The 20,975-nt window shown below is 37.4% G+C and carries 19 protein-coding genes and 5 tRNA genes; all 24 read left to right on the top strand.

All coding sequences use genetic code 11. From position 1 onward, the window contains the following. Positions 1–191 precede the first annotated feature (191 nt). Entirely contained in the window at positions 192–500 is a 309-nt protein-coding gene (locus WBM60_RS05175) for a rhodanese-like domain-containing protein (RefSeq protein WP_424282823.1), read from the top strand. Positions 501–558: 58 nt separating this feature from the next. Continuing rightward, positions 559–1,839, top strand: a complete 1,281-nt coding sequence (locus tag WBM60_RS05170) for a DUF2851 family protein (protein WP_424282822.1) — start codon at positions 559–561, stop codon at positions 1,837–1,839. 12 nt (positions 1,840–1,851) lie between these two features. Next, positions 1,852–2,079, top strand: coding sequence for a PspC domain-containing protein (locus tag WBM60_RS05165; protein WP_299164679.1), 228 nt, complete (start codon positions 1,852–1,854; stop codon positions 2,077–2,079). A gap of 2 nt (positions 2,080–2,081) precedes the next feature. After that, positions 2,082–3,089: a potassium channel family protein gene (locus WBM60_RS05160; protein WP_424276750.1), complete on the top strand. Its 1,008-nt coding sequence runs from the start codon at positions 2,082–2,084 to the stop codon at positions 3,087–3,089. A gap of 89 nt (positions 3,090–3,178) precedes the next feature. Beyond that, the gene (locus WBM60_RS05155; RefSeq protein WP_424276749.1) at positions 3,179–4,789 is read left to right on the top strand and encodes an alanine/glycine:cation symporter family protein; all 1,611 of its coding nucleotides are present in this window, start codon (positions 3,179–3,181) and stop codon (positions 4,787–4,789) included. A gap of 8 nt (positions 4,790–4,797) precedes the next feature. Continuing rightward, positions 4,798–5,667 (top strand): ComEA family DNA-binding protein, encoded by an 870-nt coding sequence (locus tag WBM60_RS05150; protein WP_424263377.1) that lies wholly within the window; start codon positions 4,798–4,800, stop codon positions 5,665–5,667. 36 nt (positions 5,668–5,703) lie between these two features. Further along, a complete protein-coding gene (locus WBM60_RS05145) occupies positions 5,704–6,843 on the top strand; it encodes an acyl-CoA dehydrogenase family protein (RefSeq protein ID WP_424263395.1) in 1,140 nt (379 codons plus the stop codon). A gap of 71 nt (positions 6,844–6,914) precedes the next feature. Then, positions 6,915–7,109, top strand: coding sequence for a 30S ribosomal protein S21 (gene rpsU / locus WBM60_RS05140; protein ID WP_019671394.1), 195 nt, complete (start codon positions 6,915–6,917; stop codon positions 7,107–7,109). Positions 7,110–7,198: 89 nt separating this feature from the next. Then, entirely contained in the window at positions 7,199–8,089 is an 891-nt protein-coding gene (locus WBM60_RS05135) for a tyrosine-type recombinase/integrase (protein WP_424263380.1), read from the top strand. Between the two features lie 42 nt (positions 8,090–8,131). After that, positions 8,132–8,449: a ribosome hibernation-promoting factor, HPF/YfiA family gene (hpf, locus tag WBM60_RS05130; RefSeq protein WP_424263382.1), complete on the top strand. Its 318-nt coding sequence runs from the start codon at positions 8,132–8,134 to the stop codon at positions 8,447–8,449. An 85-nt stretch (positions 8,450–8,534) separates the two neighbouring features. Beyond that, positions 8,535–8,608: transfer RNA gene (locus WBM60_RS05125), tRNA-Thr, on the top strand. A gap of 25 nt (positions 8,609–8,633) precedes the next feature. After that, a tRNA-Tyr gene (locus WBM60_RS05120) sits at positions 8,634–8,715 on the top strand. Positions 8,716–8,852: 137 nt separating this feature from the next. Next, positions 8,853–8,925 (top strand) — tRNA-Gly (locus WBM60_RS05115). Positions 8,926–9,010: 85 nt separating this feature from the next. After that, a tRNA-Thr gene (locus WBM60_RS05110) sits at positions 9,011–9,082 on the top strand. 60 nt (positions 9,083–9,142) lie between these two features. Next, positions 9,143–10,330, top strand: a complete 1,188-nt coding sequence (gene tuf, locus WBM60_RS05105) for an elongation factor Tu (protein ID WP_424263384.1) — start codon at positions 9,143–9,145, stop codon at positions 10,328–10,330. A 65-nt stretch (positions 10,331–10,395) separates the two neighbouring features. Next, positions 10,396–10,468: transfer RNA gene (locus tag WBM60_RS05100), tRNA-Trp, on the top strand. 114 nt (positions 10,469–10,582) lie between these two features. Beyond that, complete coding sequence (secE, locus tag WBM60_RS05095) at positions 10,583–10,771, top strand: preprotein translocase subunit SecE (RefSeq protein WP_299164672.1); 189 nt, start codon at positions 10,583–10,585, stop codon at positions 10,769–10,771. 11 nt (positions 10,772–10,782) lie between these two features. Further along, a complete protein-coding gene (gene nusG / locus WBM60_RS05090) occupies positions 10,783–11,334 on the top strand; it encodes a transcription termination/antitermination protein NusG (protein WP_299164671.1) in 552 nt (183 codons plus the stop codon). A gap of 71 nt (positions 11,335–11,405) precedes the next feature. Then, positions 11,406–11,843: a 50S ribosomal protein L11 gene (rplK, locus tag WBM60_RS05085; RefSeq protein WP_299164669.1), complete on the top strand. Its 438-nt coding sequence runs from the start codon at positions 11,406–11,408 to the stop codon at positions 11,841–11,843. A gap of 22 nt (positions 11,844–11,865) precedes the next feature. Beyond that, positions 11,866–12,555, top strand: coding sequence for a 50S ribosomal protein L1 (rplA, locus tag WBM60_RS05080; protein ID WP_299164668.1), 690 nt, complete (start codon positions 11,866–11,868; stop codon positions 12,553–12,555). Positions 12,556–12,574: 19 nt separating this feature from the next. Next, positions 12,575–13,090, top strand: coding sequence for a 50S ribosomal protein L10 (rplJ, locus tag WBM60_RS05075; RefSeq protein WP_424263389.1), 516 nt, complete (start codon positions 12,575–12,577; stop codon positions 13,088–13,090). 54 nt (positions 13,091–13,144) lie between these two features. Beyond that, positions 13,145–13,525, top strand: coding sequence for a 50S ribosomal protein L7/L12 (gene rplL / locus WBM60_RS05070; RefSeq protein ID WP_424263391.1), 381 nt, complete (start codon positions 13,145–13,147; stop codon positions 13,523–13,525). A 132-nt stretch (positions 13,526–13,657) separates the two neighbouring features. After that, the gene (rpoB, locus tag WBM60_RS05065; RefSeq protein WP_424282821.1) at positions 13,658–17,467 is read left to right on the top strand and encodes a DNA-directed RNA polymerase subunit beta; all 3,810 of its coding nucleotides are present in this window, start codon (positions 13,658–13,660) and stop codon (positions 17,465–17,467) included. Positions 17,468–17,510: 43 nt separating this feature from the next. Further along, positions 17,511–20,975: DNA-directed RNA polymerase subunit beta' (gene rpoC / locus WBM60_RS05060; RefSeq protein WP_424282820.1), on the top strand; the 3,465-nt coding region annotated here is incomplete at its 3' end.

Genomic DNA, 20,975 nt, shown 5'->3' with positions numbered 1-20,975 from the left:
CTGCTGGGGTAGTTATATTAAGAAATCACCTTGTTTAGTCAAGGCAAACAGGGAAATATGATGGGTGATTAGAAAATTTCATGAGAACCATTAAGGATATTTGGTAATACACAAAACTGCAAAGCTATAAATATTTGCAAAAAAGGTTGGAGTTCGTACCTTAGCCACAATAACAATAGAACAAAAATAAAATGGCAGATTTATCACAAGAAGAATGGGTTGAAAAGTTGGAAAATGATGAAAACCCCTTTATTCTGGATGTTAGAACTCCGGAAGAAGCAGATCAGGGACAGATTCCTGAGTCGACCACTCTAAATATTTATTTAGGGCAAGAATTTTTGGCGGAGCTGGAGAAATTGGATAAATCTAAGAATTATTATGTTTACTGCAGACCTGGCCAGCGAAGCCGGCAGGCTTGTGCTATTATGAATAGCATAGGTATTCCAAATGCTTACAACCTCATGGGAGGCATACTGGAATGGAAAGGTGATATAATCTAATGATCGCAATCCTTTAATGCTGCATCCCACTTTCAGTGGGATCTTTTATTTTAGGTGCATGCGTGAAAATCTCATACACTACATCTGGAAAAATGGAAAAATTCCGTTTGTAAATCTATACACCTCAAGGCGGAAAGCACTACAAATAATATCCCTGGGAATTCATAATTATGATTCAGGACCTGATTTTTTTCATGCTCAATTGGAAATTGATGGACAACTTTGGGTGGGAAATGTAGAAATCCATGTAAAATCTTCTGACTGGTATGCACATCAGCACAATTTGGATACTAATTATGACAATGTAATTTTACATGTAGTTTGGGAAGAAGATAAAGTGGTGTATAGGAAAAACAGGGAAGAAATACCTGCTCTGGAGCTTAAAAATTTTATACCGGGCTCTGTACTCACTAATTATTATAAATTATTTAAGTCATCCAAAGATAACTTTATCAATTGCGAAAATGACTTAAATTCTATTGATAACTTTAAATTTTCATCTTGGTTGGAACGGCTATATTTTGAGAGGCTGGAAGAGAAATCTAATGAAATCAACAAGTTGCTGATAGAAGCTAAAAACGATTGGGAAAAAGTACTTTTCATTCTATTATTGAAAAATTTTGGACTAAAATTAAACAGCGAGGCTTTTTTAAGTCTTGGAAGAGCCCTGGAATTTGGGATTGTCCGGAAGTTAATGCCTAATGTTTTTCAGTTGGAAAGTGTTCTTTTTGGATTAGCAGGGCTGCTGGATAATGTATCTTCCAAGGATAAGGTTTTAAACCAAATGAAGGTGGAATATTTTTATTTGAGGGATAAATTCAGGATTAAAGAGGAGGGTGTCCAGAGTCCGTCTTTTTTTAGATTACGCCCGGCCAACTTTCCTACTATCCGTTTATCACAACTTGCAAATTTATATGTCAATCGCCCGCAATTATTTGGCGCTATTATGACTATAAAAGAGATCTCCCAGGCTTATGAAATATTCAATATATCCACCAGCAGTTATTGGAAAAACCACTATGTTTTTGGTAAGTTATCAACTAAAAGGGAAAATAAACTCACCAGGAATTTTATTAATTTATTGCTTATAAATACTATACTCCCGATGATTTTTTGTTTTTCCAAATGGCAAGGGATAGATGTTAGTTTAAGGATAATTTCGATTATAAACACACTAAAAAGAGAGGATAATAAAATTATTAGAAAATTTAATAATCTTGGAGTTAATTGCAGCAATGCTATGGATAGCCAGGCCATACTACAACTTTACAATACGTATTGTACAAAAAATAGATGTCTGGAATGTGTTGTAGGCGATAGTTTATTAAAAGGAAAATAGTATTTTTAAAAAATGAATATTTTCTATCACCTTTTATATTATTTTCAAAAACGCGGCTTTGAAGTGTGCAGGCGGATCGCGGAGAGTCTTGGTATTAGGGCACGTGTTGTAAGAACCACTTTTATCTACCTAACGTTTGTAACTTTGGGGTTTGGTTTTGCATTATACCTGTTTTTAGCATTTTGGTTGGGAATAAAGGATTTGATCTATACCAAAAGGAATTCGGTTTTTGATCTTTAGATATGATAAGACTTTTTCGCTCTAAAATTTACATCGCAATAGCATTGATGCTGTCAGTATTACTGGCAGGGACCTTGGGATATCATTTTATAGCCGAATTATCTTGGTTGAATGCCATTTATATGACCATAATAACGGTTACAACCGTTGGATTTAACGAAGTTGGACCTTTGGAAACGGAAGGTAAAATATTTACAATTTTTTTAATAATATCCAGTGTTTTTATATTTGCTTATGCCATTTCTGTGATTACAGAATATTTATTCAGCAAAAATCAATTACAGTTACTAAAAACAAAAAAGGTAAAAAAAATGATCAACAATTTATCCAATCATGTTATTATTTGTGGATATGGACGAAATGGAATGCAAGCGGTGGAACGACTTAAAGCATACAAAAAACCTTTTGTAGTTATTGAAAGGGACAAAGATATTATTGAAAAATATGAAGTGGATGTCTTGTTTGTGGAGGGTGATGCCAATGAGGATGAAACCTTATTAACAGCTGGGGTAAAAGATGCTCAATATCTTATCGTTACATTACCGGACGATGCAGATAATTTATTTGTTGTGTTGTCAGCGCGTCAACTGAATAAACAATTATTTATCATAAGCAGGGCTTCTCAGGTTACCTCCCAGCATAAATTGAAATTAGCTGGTGCAGATAGTGTTATCATGCCCGATAAAATTGGAGGTGATCATATGGCATCCTTGGTCGTAATACCAGATTTGATAACATTTATGGACAAATTATCTACCGAAGGGGAAAACACTACCAACCTGGAAGAAGTTGCCATTGAAGATTTTGCAGATCAAATGGAATGTAATTCCTTAAGGGACCTTGATCTTCGAAGAAAAACAGGATGTACCATTATTGGTTATATAGAACCCGATGGGAATTATATAATTAATCCTGAAGCCGATTTGCCCTTGGAGCCTAATAGTAAAGTAATCGTATTAGGAAGGCCAGAGCAAATTAAAAAGCTAAATGAAATGTTTCATATAAACTAAAACCCGATCAAATAATTATATTTTTTAGTATTACTATTTTTTAGGATATTGCCGCTATAACAGACCAAATAAAACCAAAAACAACTCTTATGAAGTACAGACTTCTTTCAATTTTAACCCTATTACTACCAATTTTAACATTTGCTCAGGATAAAGGACTTGATGAAAAGGTGAATGATGCATTTATGCCAGTTGCTGTTTGGTGGGAAGGTTTTATTCTTACCTCAATTCCCATTGCAGGCTACAATATGCCTTTAGTTCTAATTTTATTAATATTTGGGGCCACTTTTTTTACAATTTATTTTAAGTTTCCAAATATCACAAAATTTGGATTGGCAATAAATACGGTACGTGGTAAGTATGATGAATTAGACCATCATAGCGTAGAAAAGGCCGAACTAAATATTGTTGATGGAGATTTGGTCGATACGATTGCCGACGAAAGCAAAGAGGGAGAGGTAAGTCATTTTCAGGCATTGGCTACTGCCGTTTCCGGAACAGTAGGTCTTGGTAATATAGCGGGAGTAGCTGTAGCTATTGCTCTTGGAGGACCAGGGGCAACTTTTTGGATGATAATTTGTGGTTTAATTGGAATGTCTACAAAATTTGTAGAATGTACCCTTGGGGTAAAGTACAGGGATGTAGGTGAAGATGGTACAGTATACGGTGGCCCTATGTATTATTTGTCCAGAGGATTAAAGGAAAAGGGGTTCACAGGTTTGGGCAAAGTTTTAGCTGCTCTATTTGCTATTTTATGTGTGGGAGCTTCTTTTGGTGGTGGTAACGCGTTTCAATCTAATCAGGCAGCTGTACAACTGTCTACAATGTTAAATTTGCAGGGCGGAGCTACCGGAGTTATTATTGGCGTAATCCTTGCAATTCTTGTAGGGATTGTAATCATTGGAGGAATAAAAAAGATTGCCAGTGTGACGGAAAAAATAGTTCCGTTTATGGCTGGTATATACGTTTTGGCTTCGTTGGTTATAATTTTTGCAAATATTAAATATTTGGGCGAAGCAATAGGGATGATATTTAATGGAGCTTTTACTCCAATGGCCGGTTTAGGGGGTGTTGTAGGGGTAATTATAGTGGGCTTCCAAAGGGCTGCCTTTTCAAATGAAGCCGGTGCCGGATCTGCTGCAATTGCGCATTCTGCAGTTAAAACAAAGTACCCGGCAAGTGAGGGCGTTGTAGCTCTTTTGGAACCATTTATAGACACGGTGGTAATATGTACAATGACAGCCTTAGTTATTATTTTCTTCAATATGGATGCAGGGGCCTTTGAATATGGCAATGCTGTTAATAGTACTGTTTTAATAACTGAAACGGGTAATTATATAGGAGGAGTTGATTTAACCTCAATGGCTTATGACTCTGTTATTCCCGGATTTAGATATATCCTTACTATTGCAATTATTCTTTTTGCATTTTCTACGATGATTTCATGGTCCTATTATGGTCTTCAATCCTGGAAATACCTTTTCGGTCGAGGTAGAAAAGCAGATGTCGTCTACAAAATTTTATTTTTATTATTTGTAGTTATTGGAGCCGCAGCTACTTTAGATGCCGTAATTAAGTTTTCTGATGCCATGATTCTGGCATTGGTGTTTCCCAATATGGTAGGGTTACTGTTTTTATTCCCCAGGGTAAAGGAAGAGCTTAATAAGTATATAGTAGATATAAAAGGTGTAAGTAAATAAGAATAATCTTGAAAAGTTTTAAGTCCCACTTTCAGTTCAACAAACAGGAACGAAGTGGGATTTTCTTTTTACTGTTAATCATTTTCAGCCTGCAATTGACCTACATGCTTTTAAGAAATGAAAATATTACTAATACTGAGGAAATCTTTGTATTGGATGTGAAAATTCAACGACAACTCGATTCAATACGAGAGCAGGTTAAAATAGAAGATTCACCAAAGGTTTATTCTTTTAATCCAAACTTTATTTCAGATTACAAAGGTTATACCCTAGGGATGTCTAATGAGGAAATAGACAGATTGCTTTTATTCAGATCTGAAAACAAATGGGTCTATTCCGCAAAAGAATTTCAACAGGTTACGCTCATTTCAGATTCCTTACTACAAATAATAGCTCCATTATTCAAATTTCCTGAATGGGCAGATCGACCAAAAAGCAAAATTAAAAAAAGGCAGAAAAAAATGGTAGTAGCTGAGGTTGAACTTAAAGACTTAAACCTGGCTACTGCCGAAGAGTTAAAGGCCATTTACGGAATTGGCGTTAAATTATCGGCCAGGATTGTTAAGTTCAGAGACAGGCTGGGCGGCTTTATGGTAAATGAACAATTATATGATGTATATGGTCTGGAGGAAGAAGTTGTTTTAAGAATAATGGAAGAATTTCAGGTTAAAGAGCAACCCGAAATTGAAAGAATCAACATTAATACCGCAACAAGAAGAGAGCTGGAACAATTGATTTATATTAATCAAGACCTTGCTTTTCAAATAGTTACTTACAGGGATAGCGTTGGAATTATCCGTTCATTTAATGAATTAACAAAAATTGAAGATTTCCCGGCAAACAAGATTGATAGAATTAAATTATATTTGTCGCTCTAAAAAATTGCAATAATGGCTACAGACACTATGTCTATTATTAGTTTTGATTATTCTGAGACGCAACACCATGTTGCCGAGTCTGCTAAGAAATTTGCAGAACAATACATAAGGCCTCACATTATGGAGTGGGATGAATCTCAGTTTTTCCCGGCAGATCTTCTTAAAAAAGCCGGAGAATATGGCTTTATGGGTGTATTGGTGCCTCAAGAATTGGGCGGAGCCGGTTTAGGTTATCATGAGTATATTGCCATCATTGAAGAGATATCAAAAGTGGATCCATCAATTGGCCTGTCTATAGCCGCTCATAATTCTTTATGTACTAATCATATATTATCTTTTGCGAATCATGAGCAAAAACAAAGATGGATTCCCAAACTTGCTACCGGAGAGTGGATTGGTGCTTGGGGATTAACAGAGCATAATACTGGTTCAGATGCCGGTGGAATGAGTACGACCGCAATTAAAGATGGAGATGATTGGGTTCTAAACGGAGCAAAAAATTTTATCACCCATGGTATAAGTGGAGATATTGCCGTTGTAATAGCAAGAACAGGGGAGAAAGGAGATAGTCATGGGATGACTGCTTTTGTTATTGAAAAGGGGACATCAGGTTTTAGCAGTGGTAAGAAAGAGAATAAATTAGGAATGCGTGCCAGTGAAACGGCAGAATTAATTTTTAATAATTGCAGGATTCCAGATTGCCAGAGACTTGGCGAAATAGGCGATGGCTTTATTCAGTCTATGAAGGTTTTAGATGGTGGACGCATATCGATAGGAGCTCTATCTCTTGGAATAGCAAAAGGTGCCTATGAAGCTTCGCTAAAGTATTCCAAGGAACGTGTTCAATTTGGCAAGCCCATTAGTTCGTTTCAGGGAATTTCATTTAAACTGGCAGATATGGCTACGGAAATAGAGGCTTCTGAATTATTACTGCACAAGGCTGCTTTTCTGAAAAATGAGGGTCGTAAAATGACCAAAATAAGTGCAATGGCAAAAATGTATGCATCCGAAGTCTGTGTAAAGGTTGCGAATGAAGCGGTTCAGATTCATGGGGGTTATGGTTATACCAAAGATTTCCCGGTAGAAAAATTTTACAGGGACGCAAAGCTTTGCACCATAGGAGAAGGTACCACGGAAATCCAAAAAATAGTTATAGCAAAGAATATTTTAAAATAATTAGCTAACATTTAATTTATTCATTCTATATTTGCACTCGGAAAATCATTAAAGAAAGGAGGTTGTAGCCTATGTTGATAATACCAGTAAAAGAAGGAGAAAATATAGACAGAGCTTTAAAACGTTTTAAACGGAAGTTCGATCGTACAGGTACAATGCGTCAGTTGAGAAAACGTCAGCAGTTTACCAAGCCTTCAGTAGAAAGAAGACAACAAATTCAGAAAGCGCAGTATATTCAAGGTCTAAGGGATCAGGAAGAAATATAATAAATAGCTTTTTAACATTTTAAACTCCCGTTGCGATAACAATCGAGACGGGATTTTTTTATGCAAATAACTAAAGGTAACTTTGTGATATGTCTTTAACTGCTTTTATATCCTATCTTACTTATGAGAAGAACTATTCACCTAATACAGTGAAGGCATACGAAAAGGATATTCGGGGATTTTCGGATTTTTGTTGCAGGGAATATGATTTGAAGCAAATAGATAAGGCAGAGTACAATTTGATAAGAGGATGGGTAGTTCAAATGGTAACTGAGGGAATATCTAACAGATCTGTTAACCGGAAAATAGCCTCGCTTAAGGCTTATTACAAGTTTTTATTGAAGACCGACAATATTCAGGTTAATCCGCTGGCTAAGCATAAAGCGCTAAAGACGCCTACGAAAATTGAAGTCCCTTTTTCTGAGGCAGAAATGGAAATGCTTTTGCAACAAGTTCATTTTGAACATGGATTTGAAGGCAGCAGGGATAGGTTGATCATAGAATTACTATACACCACAGGAATAAGGCGGGCAGAACTCATCAATCTTAAATTAAAGGATATTGAATTGTCTCAAAAAACGATGAAAGTATTGGGTAAAAGAAATAAGGAACGAATTGTTCCGCTCTTGGACTCAACCATAAATTTGTTTGAGATATATTTAGATGAAAGAATGAAGTTAGATTCCATAAAGGAAAGCGACTATATTTTTCTTTCCAAATCCGGGATTAAAATTTATGAAACACTTGTTTATAGAATTATTAATGGGTATTTTAGTAAGGTCTCTTCTAAAGTCAAAAAGAGTCCGCATATACTTAGGCATACCTTCGCCACACACCTGCTTAACAAAGGAGCAGATTTAAATTCGGTGAAGGAATTATTAGGTCATACTAGTTTGGCATCTACTCAAGTATACACGCACAATAGTATTGCCGAATTAAAAAAAGTACATGCCGCTGCTCATCCAAGGAGCAAGAAATAGTATAACGTTCTTTTCTATTGTTTAACCTAAAACATTCAACTTATGAAGGTAAATACACAAGCTGTGAATTTTAATGCAGATTTAAAACTTCTAAATTTTATTCAATCGCGTTTAGACAAACTGGAGCTTTTTTATGATAAGATTGTCAGTTCTGATGTGTATTTAAAGGTTGAAAATACCAGAGAAAAGGAAAATAAAATTGTTGAGATTAAGCTGCATATTCCAAAAGATATGTTTGTGGTAAAAAAACAATGTAAATCTTTTGAGGAGGCAATTGATTCTGCATGTAGTTCATTGGAGAGAAAATTGGTTAAAAAGAAGAAAAAACCAAGGTTCCAACCCTCTTTAAAATTTTTATAAAATAGTTTTGATTAAAAAAATAATTATCTACATTTGCAGTCCGTTAGAAATAGCGGACTTTTTTATGCTTTAAAAGGCTTAAAAAGCCGATGTAGCTCAGCTGGCTAGAGCAGCTGATTTGTAATCAGCAGGTCGTGGGTTCGAGTCCCTCCATCGGCTCGTAAGAACATAAAATAGCAAGGAGGGGGAGATACTCAAGCGGCCAACGAGGACAGACTGTAAATCTGTTGGTTTTACCTTCGCAGGTTCGAATCCTGCTCTCCCCACAACTGGTTTTTGAGAGCGGTGTTGTGAATAATGCTTATGTTTATCTAAAACCAGGTAAATTTAGAGTCGGGTTTTATACTCAATTCGGTACTGGAAAATGTTCAGTAAAATTGTTGAAATATTGTAAAATAAAATTGCGGGAGTAGCTCAGTTGGTAGAGCGTCAGCCTTCCAAGCTGAATGTCGCCGGTTCGAACCCGGTCTCCCGCTCAAAGAAATTGAGTTAACGTTTGCTATTTTGATCAAGGTTAACATTAAACCTGAATATCAAAATATAAAACCTGGAGACCCAAAAGCCGACGTAGCTCAGGGGTAGAGCGTTTCCTTGGTAAGGAAGAGGTCACGGGTTCAATTCCCGTCGTTGGCTCAAATAAATTAGGCATTAATTATTATACACTAATATAAACTAAGATTAAATTCATTCAAAATGGCAAAGGAAACTTTTGATCGTTCCAAACCGCACTTAAATATTGGTACTATTGGACACGTTGATCACGGTAAAACTACATTAACTGCTGCTATTACATCTGTTTTGGCAAACGCAGGATTATCTGAAATGAGAAGTTTCGATTCTATCGATAACGCTCCGGAAGAAAAGGAACGAGGTATTACAATTAATACATCGCACGTTGAATACTCAACAGCGAATCGTCATTACGCACACGTAGATTGTCCTGGTCACGCGGATTATGTAAAGAACATGGTAACAGGTGCTGCACAAATGGACGGAGCAATCCTAGTGGTTGCTGCTACAGATGGTCCAATGCCTCAGACCAGAGAGCATATCCTTTTAGGTCGTCAGGTAGGTATTCCAAGAATCGTTGTTTTCTTGAATAAAGTAGACATGGTTGATGATGATGAATTATTAGAACTTGTTGAAATGGAAGTAAGAGAGCTTCTGTCTTTCTACGAGTACGATGGTGATAATGGACCAGTTATTTCAGGATCGGCTTTAGGCGCCTTAAATGGAGAGCAAAAGTGGGTAGATACGGTTATGGAATTAATGACTGCCGTTGATGAATGGATTGAATTGCCAAAAAGAGATGTTGAAAAAGATTTCTTAATGCCTGTTGAAGATGTGTTTACAATTACTGGTCGTGGTACTGTTGCAACCGGCCGTATAGAAACGGGAATAGCCAATACTGGTGATCCTGTTGATATAATTGGTATGGGTGCTGAAAAATTAACCTCTACTATTACTGGGGTTGAGATGTTCCGTAAAATTTTGGATAGAGGAGAAGCTGGTGATAACGTAGGTATTTTATTAAGAGGTATTGAAAAATCACAAATTAGCAGGGGAATGGTTATTTGTAAGCCAGGTTCTGTTAAACCGCATGCTAAATTTGAAGCTGAGGTATATATCCTTAAAAAAGAAGAAGGTGGTCGTCATACACCATTCCACAACAACTACCGTCCACAGTTTTATGTTAGAACAACGGATGTTACAGGAACAATAAATCTTCCTAGTGGTGTTGAAATGGTAATGCCTGGTGATAACCTGACTATTACTGTAGACCTTATCCAGCCTATCGCATTAAGCGAAGGGCTTCGATTTGCTATCCGTGAAGGAGGTAGAACCGTAGGTGCCGGTCAGGTAACTAAGATTTTAGATTAATCACTATATAATTTTTACACTAAGGGTGTCCCGCTTAGGCAGGATACCTTTCAGTGTAATTATAAACGGGTGTAGCTCAGTTGGTAGAGCACTGGTCTCCAAAACCAGGTGTCGGGAGTTCGAGCCTCTCCTCCCGTGCAGATCAGAAATAGGAGTGTGCAGAGAAGGACATAAAGTAAAGGTGTTGTTTTGTAACTGATTAATAGAGATTTAAAACTGCATTCTTAATAAGGAATAAAATAATCGATCGGTATGTTAACTTATATAAAGGAGTCCATAGAAGAATTAAGACATAACGTTACGTTACCATCAAAGGCGGAATCTTCTAACCTTATGGTTATTGTAGCTGTGTTTTCTATATTGTTTGCTTTAGCAACTTGGGGTGTAGATACCGTATTCAGCAAACTGATACAACTTTACTTTAACACCTTAATAAATTAAGTTTGAGACCTATGTCTGAAGTATTAGAAAAGAAATGGTATGTAGTAAGAGCTGTCAGTGGTCAGGAAAATAAGATCAAGGGCTATATAGAAAGTGAAGTGGAACGTCATGGATTTGCTGATTACCTGGAAGAAGTATTGGTTCCTACTGAGAAAGTTGTGCAGATAAGAAATGGGAAAAAAATAAACAAAGAGAGGGTTTATTTTCCAGGGTATATAATGATCAAAGCTAATTTGGGTGGAGAAATGATTCATATAATCCGTTCCATAACAAATGTAATTGGCTTTTTGGGTGAGACAAAGGGGGGTGATCCGGTTCCGTTGAGAAAGGCTGAAGTAAACCGAATGTTAGGTAAGGTAGACGAATTAGCAATAAATACAGACAGCGTTGCTATACCGTTTATCCTTGGAGAGACTGTTAAGGTTATAGATGGACCTTTTAATGGATTTAATGGGACGGTTGAAAGAATTAATGAAGAGAAAAGGAAATTGGAAGTAATGGTGAAAATTTTCGGCAGAAAAACACCATTGGAATTGAGTTACATGCAAGTAGAAAAAGTATAGAATATTGTTACATATATATAAAAGTTGTGTTGCTTCCAAATTATGACACGCTTTAAATTTAATTTAAAACAATGGCAAAAGAAGTAAGTAAAGTAGTTAAACTACAAGTTAGGGGAGGTGTTGCGAATCCGTCGCCACCGGTTGGACCCGCTTTAGGTGCTGCCGGCGTTAACATCATGGAGTTCTGTAAACAGTTTAATGCTCGTACACAGGACAAACAAGGCAAAATTCTGCCTGTTGTTATCACCGTATATAAGGACAAGTCATTTGACTTTGTTGTTAAAACACCACCGGCGGCAGTACAACTTTTGGAAGCGGCTAAGATTAAAAAAGGATCTGGCGAACCTAACCGAGTAAAATCAGGGAATGTTTCATGGGATCAGGTGAAAAGCATTGCAGAGGACAAAATGATAGACCTTAATGCTTTTACTGTAGAATCCGCAATGTCTATGGTAGCAGGTACTGCAAGATCTATGGGATTGAAAGTTTCAGGGAAAAGACCTTTTTAAAATCTTAAAAGCAATTTTTAACATGGCAAAATTAACTAGAAAGCAAAAAGAAGCACACGCTAAAATAGAGAAAGATAAACTCTATTCGGTTGAAGAAGCTTCTGCGCTTGTAAAAGAGATAACCAATGCAAAGTTTGATGCGAGTATCGACCTTGCAATTAGGTTAGGAGTAGATCCACGTAAAGCCAATCAAATGGTACGTGGTGTTGTGACATTGCCTCATGGTACCGGTAAAGACGTAAAAGTCCTTGCTTTGGTTACCCCAGATAAGGAAGCCGAAGCTAAGGAAGCTGGTGCAGACTTTGTTGGTTTGGATGAGTATCTAGATAAAATAAAAGGAGGTTGGACAGATGTAGATGTAATAATCACAATGCCAAGTGTTATGGGTAAATTGGGACCCTTAGGACGAGTTTTAGGTCCAAGAGGATTAATGCCCAATCCAAAGACAGGTACCGTAACAATGGATGTGGCTAAGGCAGTATCTGATGTAAAAGCAGGAAAAATAGATTTTAAGGTAGACAAGTCCGGCATTGTACATGCGGCTATAGGAAAGGCATCCTTTTCTCCAGATAAAATAGCTGGTAATGCTCAGGAATTACTGGATACTTTAAATAAGTTAAAACCGGCTGCGGCAAAAGGTATATATATGAAAAGTATATATATGTCAAGTACCATGAGTCCTAGTATCCAATTAGATCCTAAAGCAGTTTAACTGTAAACGTTTTAAAATCATGACAAGAGAAGAAAAAGCAACCGTTATAGAAGATTTGACGGCTCAGTTAGCTGATAATTCAACGATTTATTTGGCAGATATTTCCGGATTGGATGCAGTGGCAACCTCGGCATTAAGAAGAGCTTGCTTTAAAGCAAACATAAAATTGGCTGTAGTAAAAAATACACTGCTGGCAAAGGCGATGGAAGCTTCTGAAAAGGAATTCGGTGAATTACCTGAAATATTAAAGGGAAATACTTCTTTAATGTTTTCAGAAACCAGTAATGGCCCCGCTAAGCTTATTAAAAGTTTCCGAAAAAAATCGGATAAGCCTTTATTAAAAGGCGCTTTTGTAGAAGAAGCAATTTATGTGGGTGATGAGAATTTGGATACTTTGGTAAATATTAAATCCAAAGAGGAGATGATAGGCGAAATTATTGGTCTATTACAGTCCCCAGCCAAAAATGTTATTTCTGGATTAAAATCCGGAGGTGGAAAACTGGCAGGAATCCTCAAAACATTATCAGAAAAATAACGAATACGCACTAAAAACTAGAATAATTTAAGAATTTTATTAAACGATAGAAAAATGGCAGATTTAAAAGATTTCGCAGAACAATTGGTTAACTTAACCGTAAAAGAAGTAAACGAGTTAGCTGATATATTAAAAGAAGAGTATGGCATAGAGCCTGCCGCTGCAGCTGTTGCAGTTGCTGCAGGTGGCGCCGCTGGTGGTGAAACTGAAGCCGCTGAGGAAAAAACAGAATTTGATGTTGTTTTAACAGCAGCTGGAGGTTCTAAATTGGCTGTAGTTAAATTGGTTAAAGAATTAACTGGCCTTGGATTAAAAGATGCTAAGGATATCGTTGATAGCGCACCTAAAGCTGTAAAAGAAGGTGTGTCTAAAGACGAAGCTGAAGGAATCAAAAAATCATTGGAAGAAGCTGGAGCAGAAGTTGAGCTTAAATAATAGCAACAACCATACGGTTTTGGTTTAGGTCTTTCCACCTGTTTGGTGGCTAGACCTAAACCCTTTTGTATATAGTATATGATGTAATATACGACCCATTTTAGGTATTCACGTTCAAAATTTTGTCCATAGATGTTCACAAAACAGACTGAAAGAGTAAACTTCGCATCCGCTAAGAACATTCCGGACTATCCGGATTTCTTGGACATTCAGATTAAATCATTTCAAGATTTTTTTCAACTTGAAACAAAATCTGACGAAAGGGGCAATGAGGGTTTGTACAACACCTTCATGGAAAACTTTCCAATAACTGATACAAGAAATCAATTTGTACTAGAGTTTCTTGATTACTTTATAGATCCACCTAGGTATTCCATCCAGGAGTGCATAGAAAGAGGTCTGACTTATAGCGTACCTCTAAAAGCGCGTTTAAAACTTTATTGTACCGATCCGGAGCATGAAGATTTTGAAACTATTGTTCAGGATGTTTATTTGGGTACTATTCCCTATATGACACCTAGTGGGACATTTGTTATTAACGGTGCGGAACGTGTAGTTGTTTCGCAGTTACATCGTTCTCCGGGTGTATTCTTTGGTCAGTCTTTTCACGCAAATGGTACCAAACTGTATTCTGCCAGGGTAATTCCTTTTAAAGGATCCTGGATAGAATTTGCTACTGATATCAATAGCGTAATGTATGCTTACATTGATAGAAAGAAAAAATTACCGGTTACCACTTTATTTAGAGCAATAGGTTTTGAAAGAGACAAAGATATTCTGGAGATCTTTGACCTGTCTGAAGAAGTAAAGGTTTCAAAAACCGGATTGAAAAAGTTCTTGGGACGCAAACTTGCTGCCAGGGTTCTTAATACCTGGCATGAAGATTTTGTTGATGAAGACACAGGTGAAGTTGTTTCTATAGAAAGAAACGAAATAGTCCTGGATCGTGATACTGTTCTTGAAAAGGAACATATAGATGAAATTATTGATGCAGATGTTAAAACCATTCTGCTTCATAAAGAGAATAATGCCCAAAGTGATTATGCAATTATTCATAACACTTTGCAAAAAGATCCCACAAATTCTGAAAAAGAAGCTGTTGAACATATTTATCGTCAGCTGCGAAATGCAGAACCACCAGATGAGGAAACAGCACGTGGAATAATTGATAAATTGTTTTTCTCTGATCAACGATATAATCTGGGTGAAGTTGGTCGATATAGAATGAATAAAAAGCTTGGTTTGGATATTGGTATGGACAAACAGGTACTTACCAAGGAAGATATCATAACTATAATCAAGTATTTAATTGAACTTATCAATTCCAAAGCAGAAATTGATGATATTGACCACCTTTCCAACAGGCGTGTTAGAACCGTAGGGGAACAATTATCATCGCAATTTGGTGTTGGTTTGGCACGTATGGCAAGGACCATTCGTGAACGAATGAATGTGAGAGATAATGAGGTGTTTACTCCGATTGATCTGATAAATGCCAAAACTCTGTCCTCTGTGATTAATTCATTTTTTGGTACTAACCAATTATCACAGTTCATGGATCAGACGAATCCTCTTGCAGAAATTACGCACAAGAGAAGATTATCAGCCCTTGGGCCAGGTGGACTTTCAAGAGAACGTGCAGGATTTGAAGTTCGTGACGTTCACTATACACATTACGGAAGATTATGTCCGATTGAAACTCCTGAAGGACCAAATATTGGACTTATTTCATCTCTGGCGGTTTTTGCCAAAGTAAACCCTATGGGATTCTTGGAGACCCCATATCGAAAGGTTGATAATGGAAAAGTAGATACTAAAGCTTTTGTATACCTGAGCGCGGAAGAAGAAGAAGGCATGAAAATATCTCAGGCCAATATTCCATTGAAGGATAATGGAGCTATAGATCAGGAGAAAGTTATCGCCAGGGAAGAAGGAGATTTTCCGGTAGTGGATCCTATAGAGGTTAATTATACCGATGTTGCTCCTAACCAGATTGCATCTATTTCCGCATCTTTGATTCCGTTCCTTGAACACGATGATGCGAACAGGGCTTTGATGGGTTCTAACATGATGCGTCAGGCTGTTCCTTTATTGAAACCACAATCTCCTATTGTTGGAACAGGATTGGAAAGGCAAGTTGCATCAGACTCTAGAGTATTAATTAATGCAGAAGGTGATGGCGTAATTGAATATGTGGATTCTCAAAAGGTCACAATTAATTACAATCGTAGCGAGAATGAAAAATTGGTAAGTTTTGAGGAAGATTCCAAAACCTATCAATTGGTCAAATTCAGAAAAACCAACCAGGGTACCAGCATTAATCTTAAACCAATCGTCAAAAAGGGAGATAAGGTTAAAAAAGGACAGGTACTTTGCGAAGGATATGCTACAGAAGGCGGGGAATTAGCTTTAGGTAGAAACCTAAAAGTAGCCTTTATGCCATGGAAAGGATATAACTTTGAGGATGCTATTGTAATCTCCGAAAAAGTTGTCCGCGAAGATATCTTTACTTCAATACATATAGATGAATATTCTCTTGAAGTTAGAGATACCAAATTGGGGGCTGAAGAATTAACTAATGATATTCCTAATGTTTCTGAAGAGGCAACGAAAGACCTGGATGAATATGGAATGATACGAATTGGTGCGGAAGTAAAACCTGGGGATATTCTTATTGGTAAGATTACACCAAAAGGTGAATCGGATCCTACTCCGGAAGAAAAACTGCTTCGTGCTATTTTTGGAGATAAAGCAGGAGATGTTAAGGATGCTTCATTAAAAGCTTCACCATCATTACGTGGAGTAGTTATTGATAAAAAGTTATTCTCTCGTTCTATTAAGGATAAACGCAAACGTTCAGAAGACAAGGAAGCAATTTCTAGTCTGGAACTGGAATATGAAGTAAAATTTCAGGAACTAAAGGATGTCCTGGTAGATAAATTGTTTAAACTTATCAACGGGAAGACTTCTCAGGGAGTATTAAATGATCTTGGTGAAGAGGTTTTACCCAAAGGCAAAAAATATACCATGAAGATGCTTAATGCAGTGGATGATTTTGCCCACCTTGTAGGAGGTAGTTGGACCACTGATAAAGACACAAATATTTTGGTGGCCGACCTGCTTCACAACTATAAGATTAAGTTGAATGATCTTCAGGGGAATCTTAGAAGAGATAAGTTCACCATATCTGTTGGGGATGAATTGCCTGCAGGTATAATGAAGCTTGCAAAAGTTTATATTGCTAAAAAGCGTAAACTTAAAGTTGGTGATAAAATGGCCGGACGTCATGGTAACAAAGGTATTGTTGCCCGTATCGTCAGACATGAAGATATGCCGTTCTTGGAAGACGGAACACCGGTAGACATTGTGTTAAACCCTTTAGGTGTGCCATCTCGTATGAATATTGGCCAGATTTATGAAACGGTCCTTGGATGGGCGGGTCAAAAACTCGGAAAGAAATTCGCGACTCCAATTTTTGATGGTGCTACACTTGATGAGATTAATGAATTTACGGATGAAGCCGGGATTCCAAGATTTGGTCATACCTATCTCTATGATGGAGGAACTGGGCAACGATTCGACCAGGCTGCGACTGTTGGGGTAATCTATATGTTAAAATTAGGACATATGGTGGATGATAAAATGCATGCACGTTCCATTGGACCATATTCGTTGATTACACAGCAACCTTTAGGAGGTAAAGCACAATTTGGTGGACAGCGTTTTGGAGAAATGGAAGTTTGGGCCTTAGAAGCATATGGAGCATCTGCTACCCTTCGTGAGATTTTGACTGTAAAATCTGATGATGTGATTGGACGTGCCAAAACCTATGAATCAATTGTAAAAGGCGAAACCATGCCTGAACCTGGCTTGCCAGAATCTTTCAATGTATTAATGCATGAACTTAAGGGATTAGGTTTGGATATTAGACTTGAAGAATAATAGTTTTTTTTACATATTTTAAATTTACTATCACCATATTATAATGGCTAGAATAAAAGATAATACCGCAATAAAAAGGTTTGATAAAATTTCAATTGGATTGGCTTCCCCTGAAGCAATTTTAGGAGAATCCCGAGGTGAGGTTTTAAAGCCTGAAACTATAAATTATAGAACTCATAAACCAGAGCGCGATGGATTGTTCTGTGAACGTATTTTTGGTCCTGTAAAGGATTATGAATGCGCATGCGGAAAGTACAAGCGTATCCGCTATAGAGGAATTGTTTGCGACAGATGTGGCGTTGAAGTAACCGAGAAGAAGGTTCGTCGTGACAGGGTAGGACATATAAATTTAGTAGTACCGGTTGCTCATATATGGTACTTCCGCTCCTTGCCTAACAAAATTGGCTACCTCTTGGGATTGCCTTCCAAGAAACTGGATATGATAATTTATTATGAGCGTTATGTGGTAATTCAGCCAGGTATTGCTCAAGGACCTGAGGGCGAGGAGATTAATAAGTTAGATTTTCTAACTGAAGAAGAGTATTTAAATATTCTTGAAACTATCCCTCCGGAAAATCAATATTTGGAAGATTCAGATCCCAATAAATTTATTGCCAAGATGGGAGCAGAGTGCCTTATCGATTTATTGGCACGAATTGATCTGAAACAACTATCTTATGATTTAAGGCATAAAGCCAATACAGAGACCTCAAAACAACGTAAAACGGAAGCCTTAAAAAGACTTCAGGTTGTTGAAGCTTTGAGAGAATCTCAGGATAACAGGGATAACAGACCAGAATGGATGATCATGAAGGTAATTCCGGTTATTCCACCGGAGTTGCGGCCACTTGTTCCTCTGGACGGAGGCCGATTTGCGACTTCTGATTTAAATGATCTTTACAGGCGAGTAATTATCAGGAATAATCGTCTAAAGCGATTGATGGAAATTAAAGCACCTGAAGTTATTTTAAGAAATGAGAAGCGAATGCTTCAGGAATCAGTTGATTCTCTTTTTGATAATACGCGTAAGGCATCAGCAGTGAAAACTGAATCGAACAGGCCTTTGAAATCTCTTTCGGATTCCTTAAAAGGAAAACAAGGACGTTTTCGTCAGAACTTATTGGGTAAAAGGGTAGATTATTCTGCGCGTTCCGTGATTGTTGTTGGACCTGAGATGAGCCTTTATGAATGTGGTCTTCCAAAAGATATGGCAGCTGAACTATACAAGCCTTTTGTGATCAGAAAATTGATCGAAAGGGGTATTGTTAAGACTGTTAAGTCGGCCAAAAAGATAATAGATAAAAAAGAACCGGTAGTTTGGGACATTTTAGAAAATGTTTTAAAAGGACACCCTGTCATGCTCAACCGGGCCCCTACGCTACACAGATTGGGGATACAGGCATTTCAACCCAAATTAATAGAAGGTAAGGCAATTCGTTTGCACCCTCTTGTTTGTACGGCCTTTAATGCGGATTTTGATGGTGATCAAATGGCGGTGCATTTGCCTTTGGGACCTGAAGCTATATTGGAATGCCAACTTTTGATGTTGGCTTCTCACAATATATTAAATCCTGCTAATGGATCTCCTATTACCGTACCTTCTCAGGATATGGTTCTTGGGTTATATTATATGACCAAGGAACGTAAATCTACCAAAGAAGTTCCTGTTAGGGGTGAAGGCTTAACTTTTTACTCCTACGAAGAGGTAGTAATCGCATTTAATGAAGGGAAAGTTGAACTGAATGCCGGGATTAAGGTGAGAGCTAAAGACTTTAATGAGGAAGGGGAATTAGTAAATCAGATTATTGCTACTACTGTTGGTAGAGTGCTTTTTAATAAGGTTGTGCCGGAAGAAGCCGGATATATAAATGAAGTCTTAAACAAGAAGTCTTTACGTGATATTATCGGAAGGATTCTTGCTGTTACAGATGTGCCTACAACTGCAGCGTTTTTGGATTTGATTAAGACCATGGGTTATGATTTTGCTTTTAAAGGAGGATTGTCCTTTAGTCTTGGGGATATTATTATTCCACAGGAAAAGCATACCATGATTGCTGATGCCAATGAACAGGTAGATGGAATTATGATGAATTATAATATGGGTCTTATCACAAACAATGAACGATATAATCAGGTGATTGATGTCTGGACTTCAACCAATGCCATGCTAACTGAATTGGCAATGAAGCGTATCCGGGAAGATCAACAAGGGTTTAACTCGGTGTATATGATGTTAGATTCAGGCGCCAGGGGTTCAAAGGAGCAGATAAGACAGTTAACAGGTATGCGTGGTTTAATGGCTAAGCCTAAGAAATCTACTGCAGGTGGAGGTGAAATTATAGAAAACCCAATTCTTTCTAACTTTAAAGAAGGATTATCTATTTTAGAATACTTTATTTCTACTCACGGTGCCCGTAAAGGACTTGCAGATACCGCTCTTAAAACTGCCGATGCAGGATATCTTACCAGAAGATTAGTGGATGTTTCTCAGGACGTTATCGTTAATATAGATGATTGCGGCACTCTTAGAGGTATACAAGTTGAATCTTTAAAGAAAAACGAAGAAGTAGTTGAAACCTTAGGGGAGCGTATATTAGGAAGAGTCTCTTTACACGATGTCTATAACCCATTAACTGAGGAACTGTTATTAACTGCAGGACAACAGATATTGGAAGCTGATGTTAAGAAAGTAGAGGCTTCACCTATCGAAAAAGTAGAAGTTCGCTCTGCACTTACTTGCGAGGCTGCAAAAGGAATATGTGCCAAGTGTTATGGTAGAAACCTTTCAACCAATAAAATGGTGCAACGTGGCGAAGCGGTTGGTGTTGTGGCTGCACAGTCTATTGGTGAACCCGGAACGCAGTTAACATTACGTACCTTCCACGTTGGAGGAATTGCTGGAAACATTTCAGAAGACAGCAAACTTGAAGCTAAATTTGATGGTGTCGCGGAAATTGAAGACTTGCGAACCGTAAAAGGTGAGAATGCAGAAGGCAAGGCTGCGGATATTGTAATTTCAAGAACTTCAGAGATCAAAGTTGTTGATAGTAAAACTGGAATTACACTCAGCACAAACAATATACCTTATGGTTCTCAAATCTTTGTTAAGAATGGCAGTAAGATAACTAAGGCAGATATAATTTGTCAATGGGATCCATACAATGGGGTTATAGTTTCAGAATTCCCAGGTAAAATTGCTTATGAGAATATTGAGCAGGGAATAACCTATCAGGTGGAGATTGATGAACAAACAGGATTTCAGGAGAAGGTGATCTCCGAATCCAGGAATAAGAAGTTGATTCCTACCTTATTGATTATGAACTCTAAGGATGAAGTCTTACGTTCATATAACCTTCCAGTTGGTTCTCATTTAATGGTAGATGATGGCGATAAAATTAAAGAAGGTAAGATTTTGGTTAAAATTCCTCGTAAATCGGCCAAAGCAGGGGATATTACGGGTGGTTTACCAAGAGTAACCGAACTTTTTGAAGCTCGTAATCCATCCAAT

Origin of the sequence: Eudoraea sp., assembly GCF_049669105.1 — a bacterium.
Classification (GTDB): domain Bacteria; phylum Bacteroidota; class Bacteroidia; order Flavobacteriales; family Flavobacteriaceae; genus Eudoraea.
The sequence above is the reverse complement of the archived record's forward strand: the minus strand, read 5'-3'. Positions and strand labels throughout refer to the sequence as shown.

Excerpts from the sequence above, each read along its gene's own strand:
- WBM60_RS05175 (WP_424282823.1), top strand. The coding sequence starts at position 192 with ATGGCAGATTTATCACAAGAAGAATGGGTTGAAAAGTTGGAAAATGAT.
- WBM60_RS05170 (WP_424282822.1), top strand. The coding sequence starts at position 559 with ATGCGTGAAAATCTCATACACTACATCTGGAAAAATGGAAAAATTCCG.
- WBM60_RS05165 (WP_299164679.1), top strand. The coding sequence starts at position 1,852 with ATGAATATTTTCTATCACCTTTTATATTATTTTCAAAAACGCGGCTTT.
- WBM60_RS05160 (WP_424276750.1), top strand. The coding sequence starts at position 2,082 with ATGATAAGACTTTTTCGCTCTAAAATTTACATCGCAATAGCATTGATG.
- WBM60_RS05155 (WP_424276749.1), top strand. The coding sequence starts at position 3,179 with ATGAAGTACAGACTTCTTTCAATTTTAACCCTATTACTACCAATTTTA.
- rpsU (WP_019671394.1), top strand. The coding sequence starts at position 6,915 with ATGTTGATAATACCAGTAAAAGAAGGAGAAAATATAGACAGAGCTTTA.
- WBM60_RS05135 (WP_424263380.1), top strand. The coding sequence starts at position 7,199 with ATGTCTTTAACTGCTTTTATATCCTATCTTACTTATGAGAAGAACTAT.
- hpf (WP_424263382.1), top strand. The coding sequence starts at position 8,132 with ATGAAGGTAAATACACAAGCTGTGAATTTTAATGCAGATTTAAAACTT.
- tuf (WP_424263384.1), top strand. The coding sequence starts at position 9,143 with ATGGCAAAGGAAACTTTTGATCGTTCCAAACCGCACTTAAATATTGGT.
- secE (WP_299164672.1), top strand. The coding sequence starts at position 10,583 with ATGTTAACTTATATAAAGGAGTCCATAGAAGAATTAAGACATAACGTT.
- nusG (WP_299164671.1), top strand. The coding sequence starts at position 10,783 with ATGTCTGAAGTATTAGAAAAGAAATGGTATGTAGTAAGAGCTGTCAGT.
- rplK (WP_299164669.1), top strand. The coding sequence starts at position 11,406 with ATGGCAAAAGAAGTAAGTAAAGTAGTTAAACTACAAGTTAGGGGAGGT.
- rplA (WP_299164668.1), top strand. The coding sequence starts at position 11,866 with ATGGCAAAATTAACTAGAAAGCAAAAAGAAGCACACGCTAAAATAGAG.
- rplJ (WP_424263389.1), top strand. The coding sequence starts at position 12,575 with ATGACAAGAGAAGAAAAAGCAACCGTTATAGAAGATTTGACGGCTCAG.
- rplL (WP_424263391.1), top strand. The coding sequence starts at position 13,145 with ATGGCAGATTTAAAAGATTTCGCAGAACAATTGGTTAACTTAACCGTA.
- rpoB (WP_424282821.1), top strand. The coding sequence starts at position 13,658 with ATGTTCACAAAACAGACTGAAAGAGTAAACTTCGCATCCGCTAAGAAC.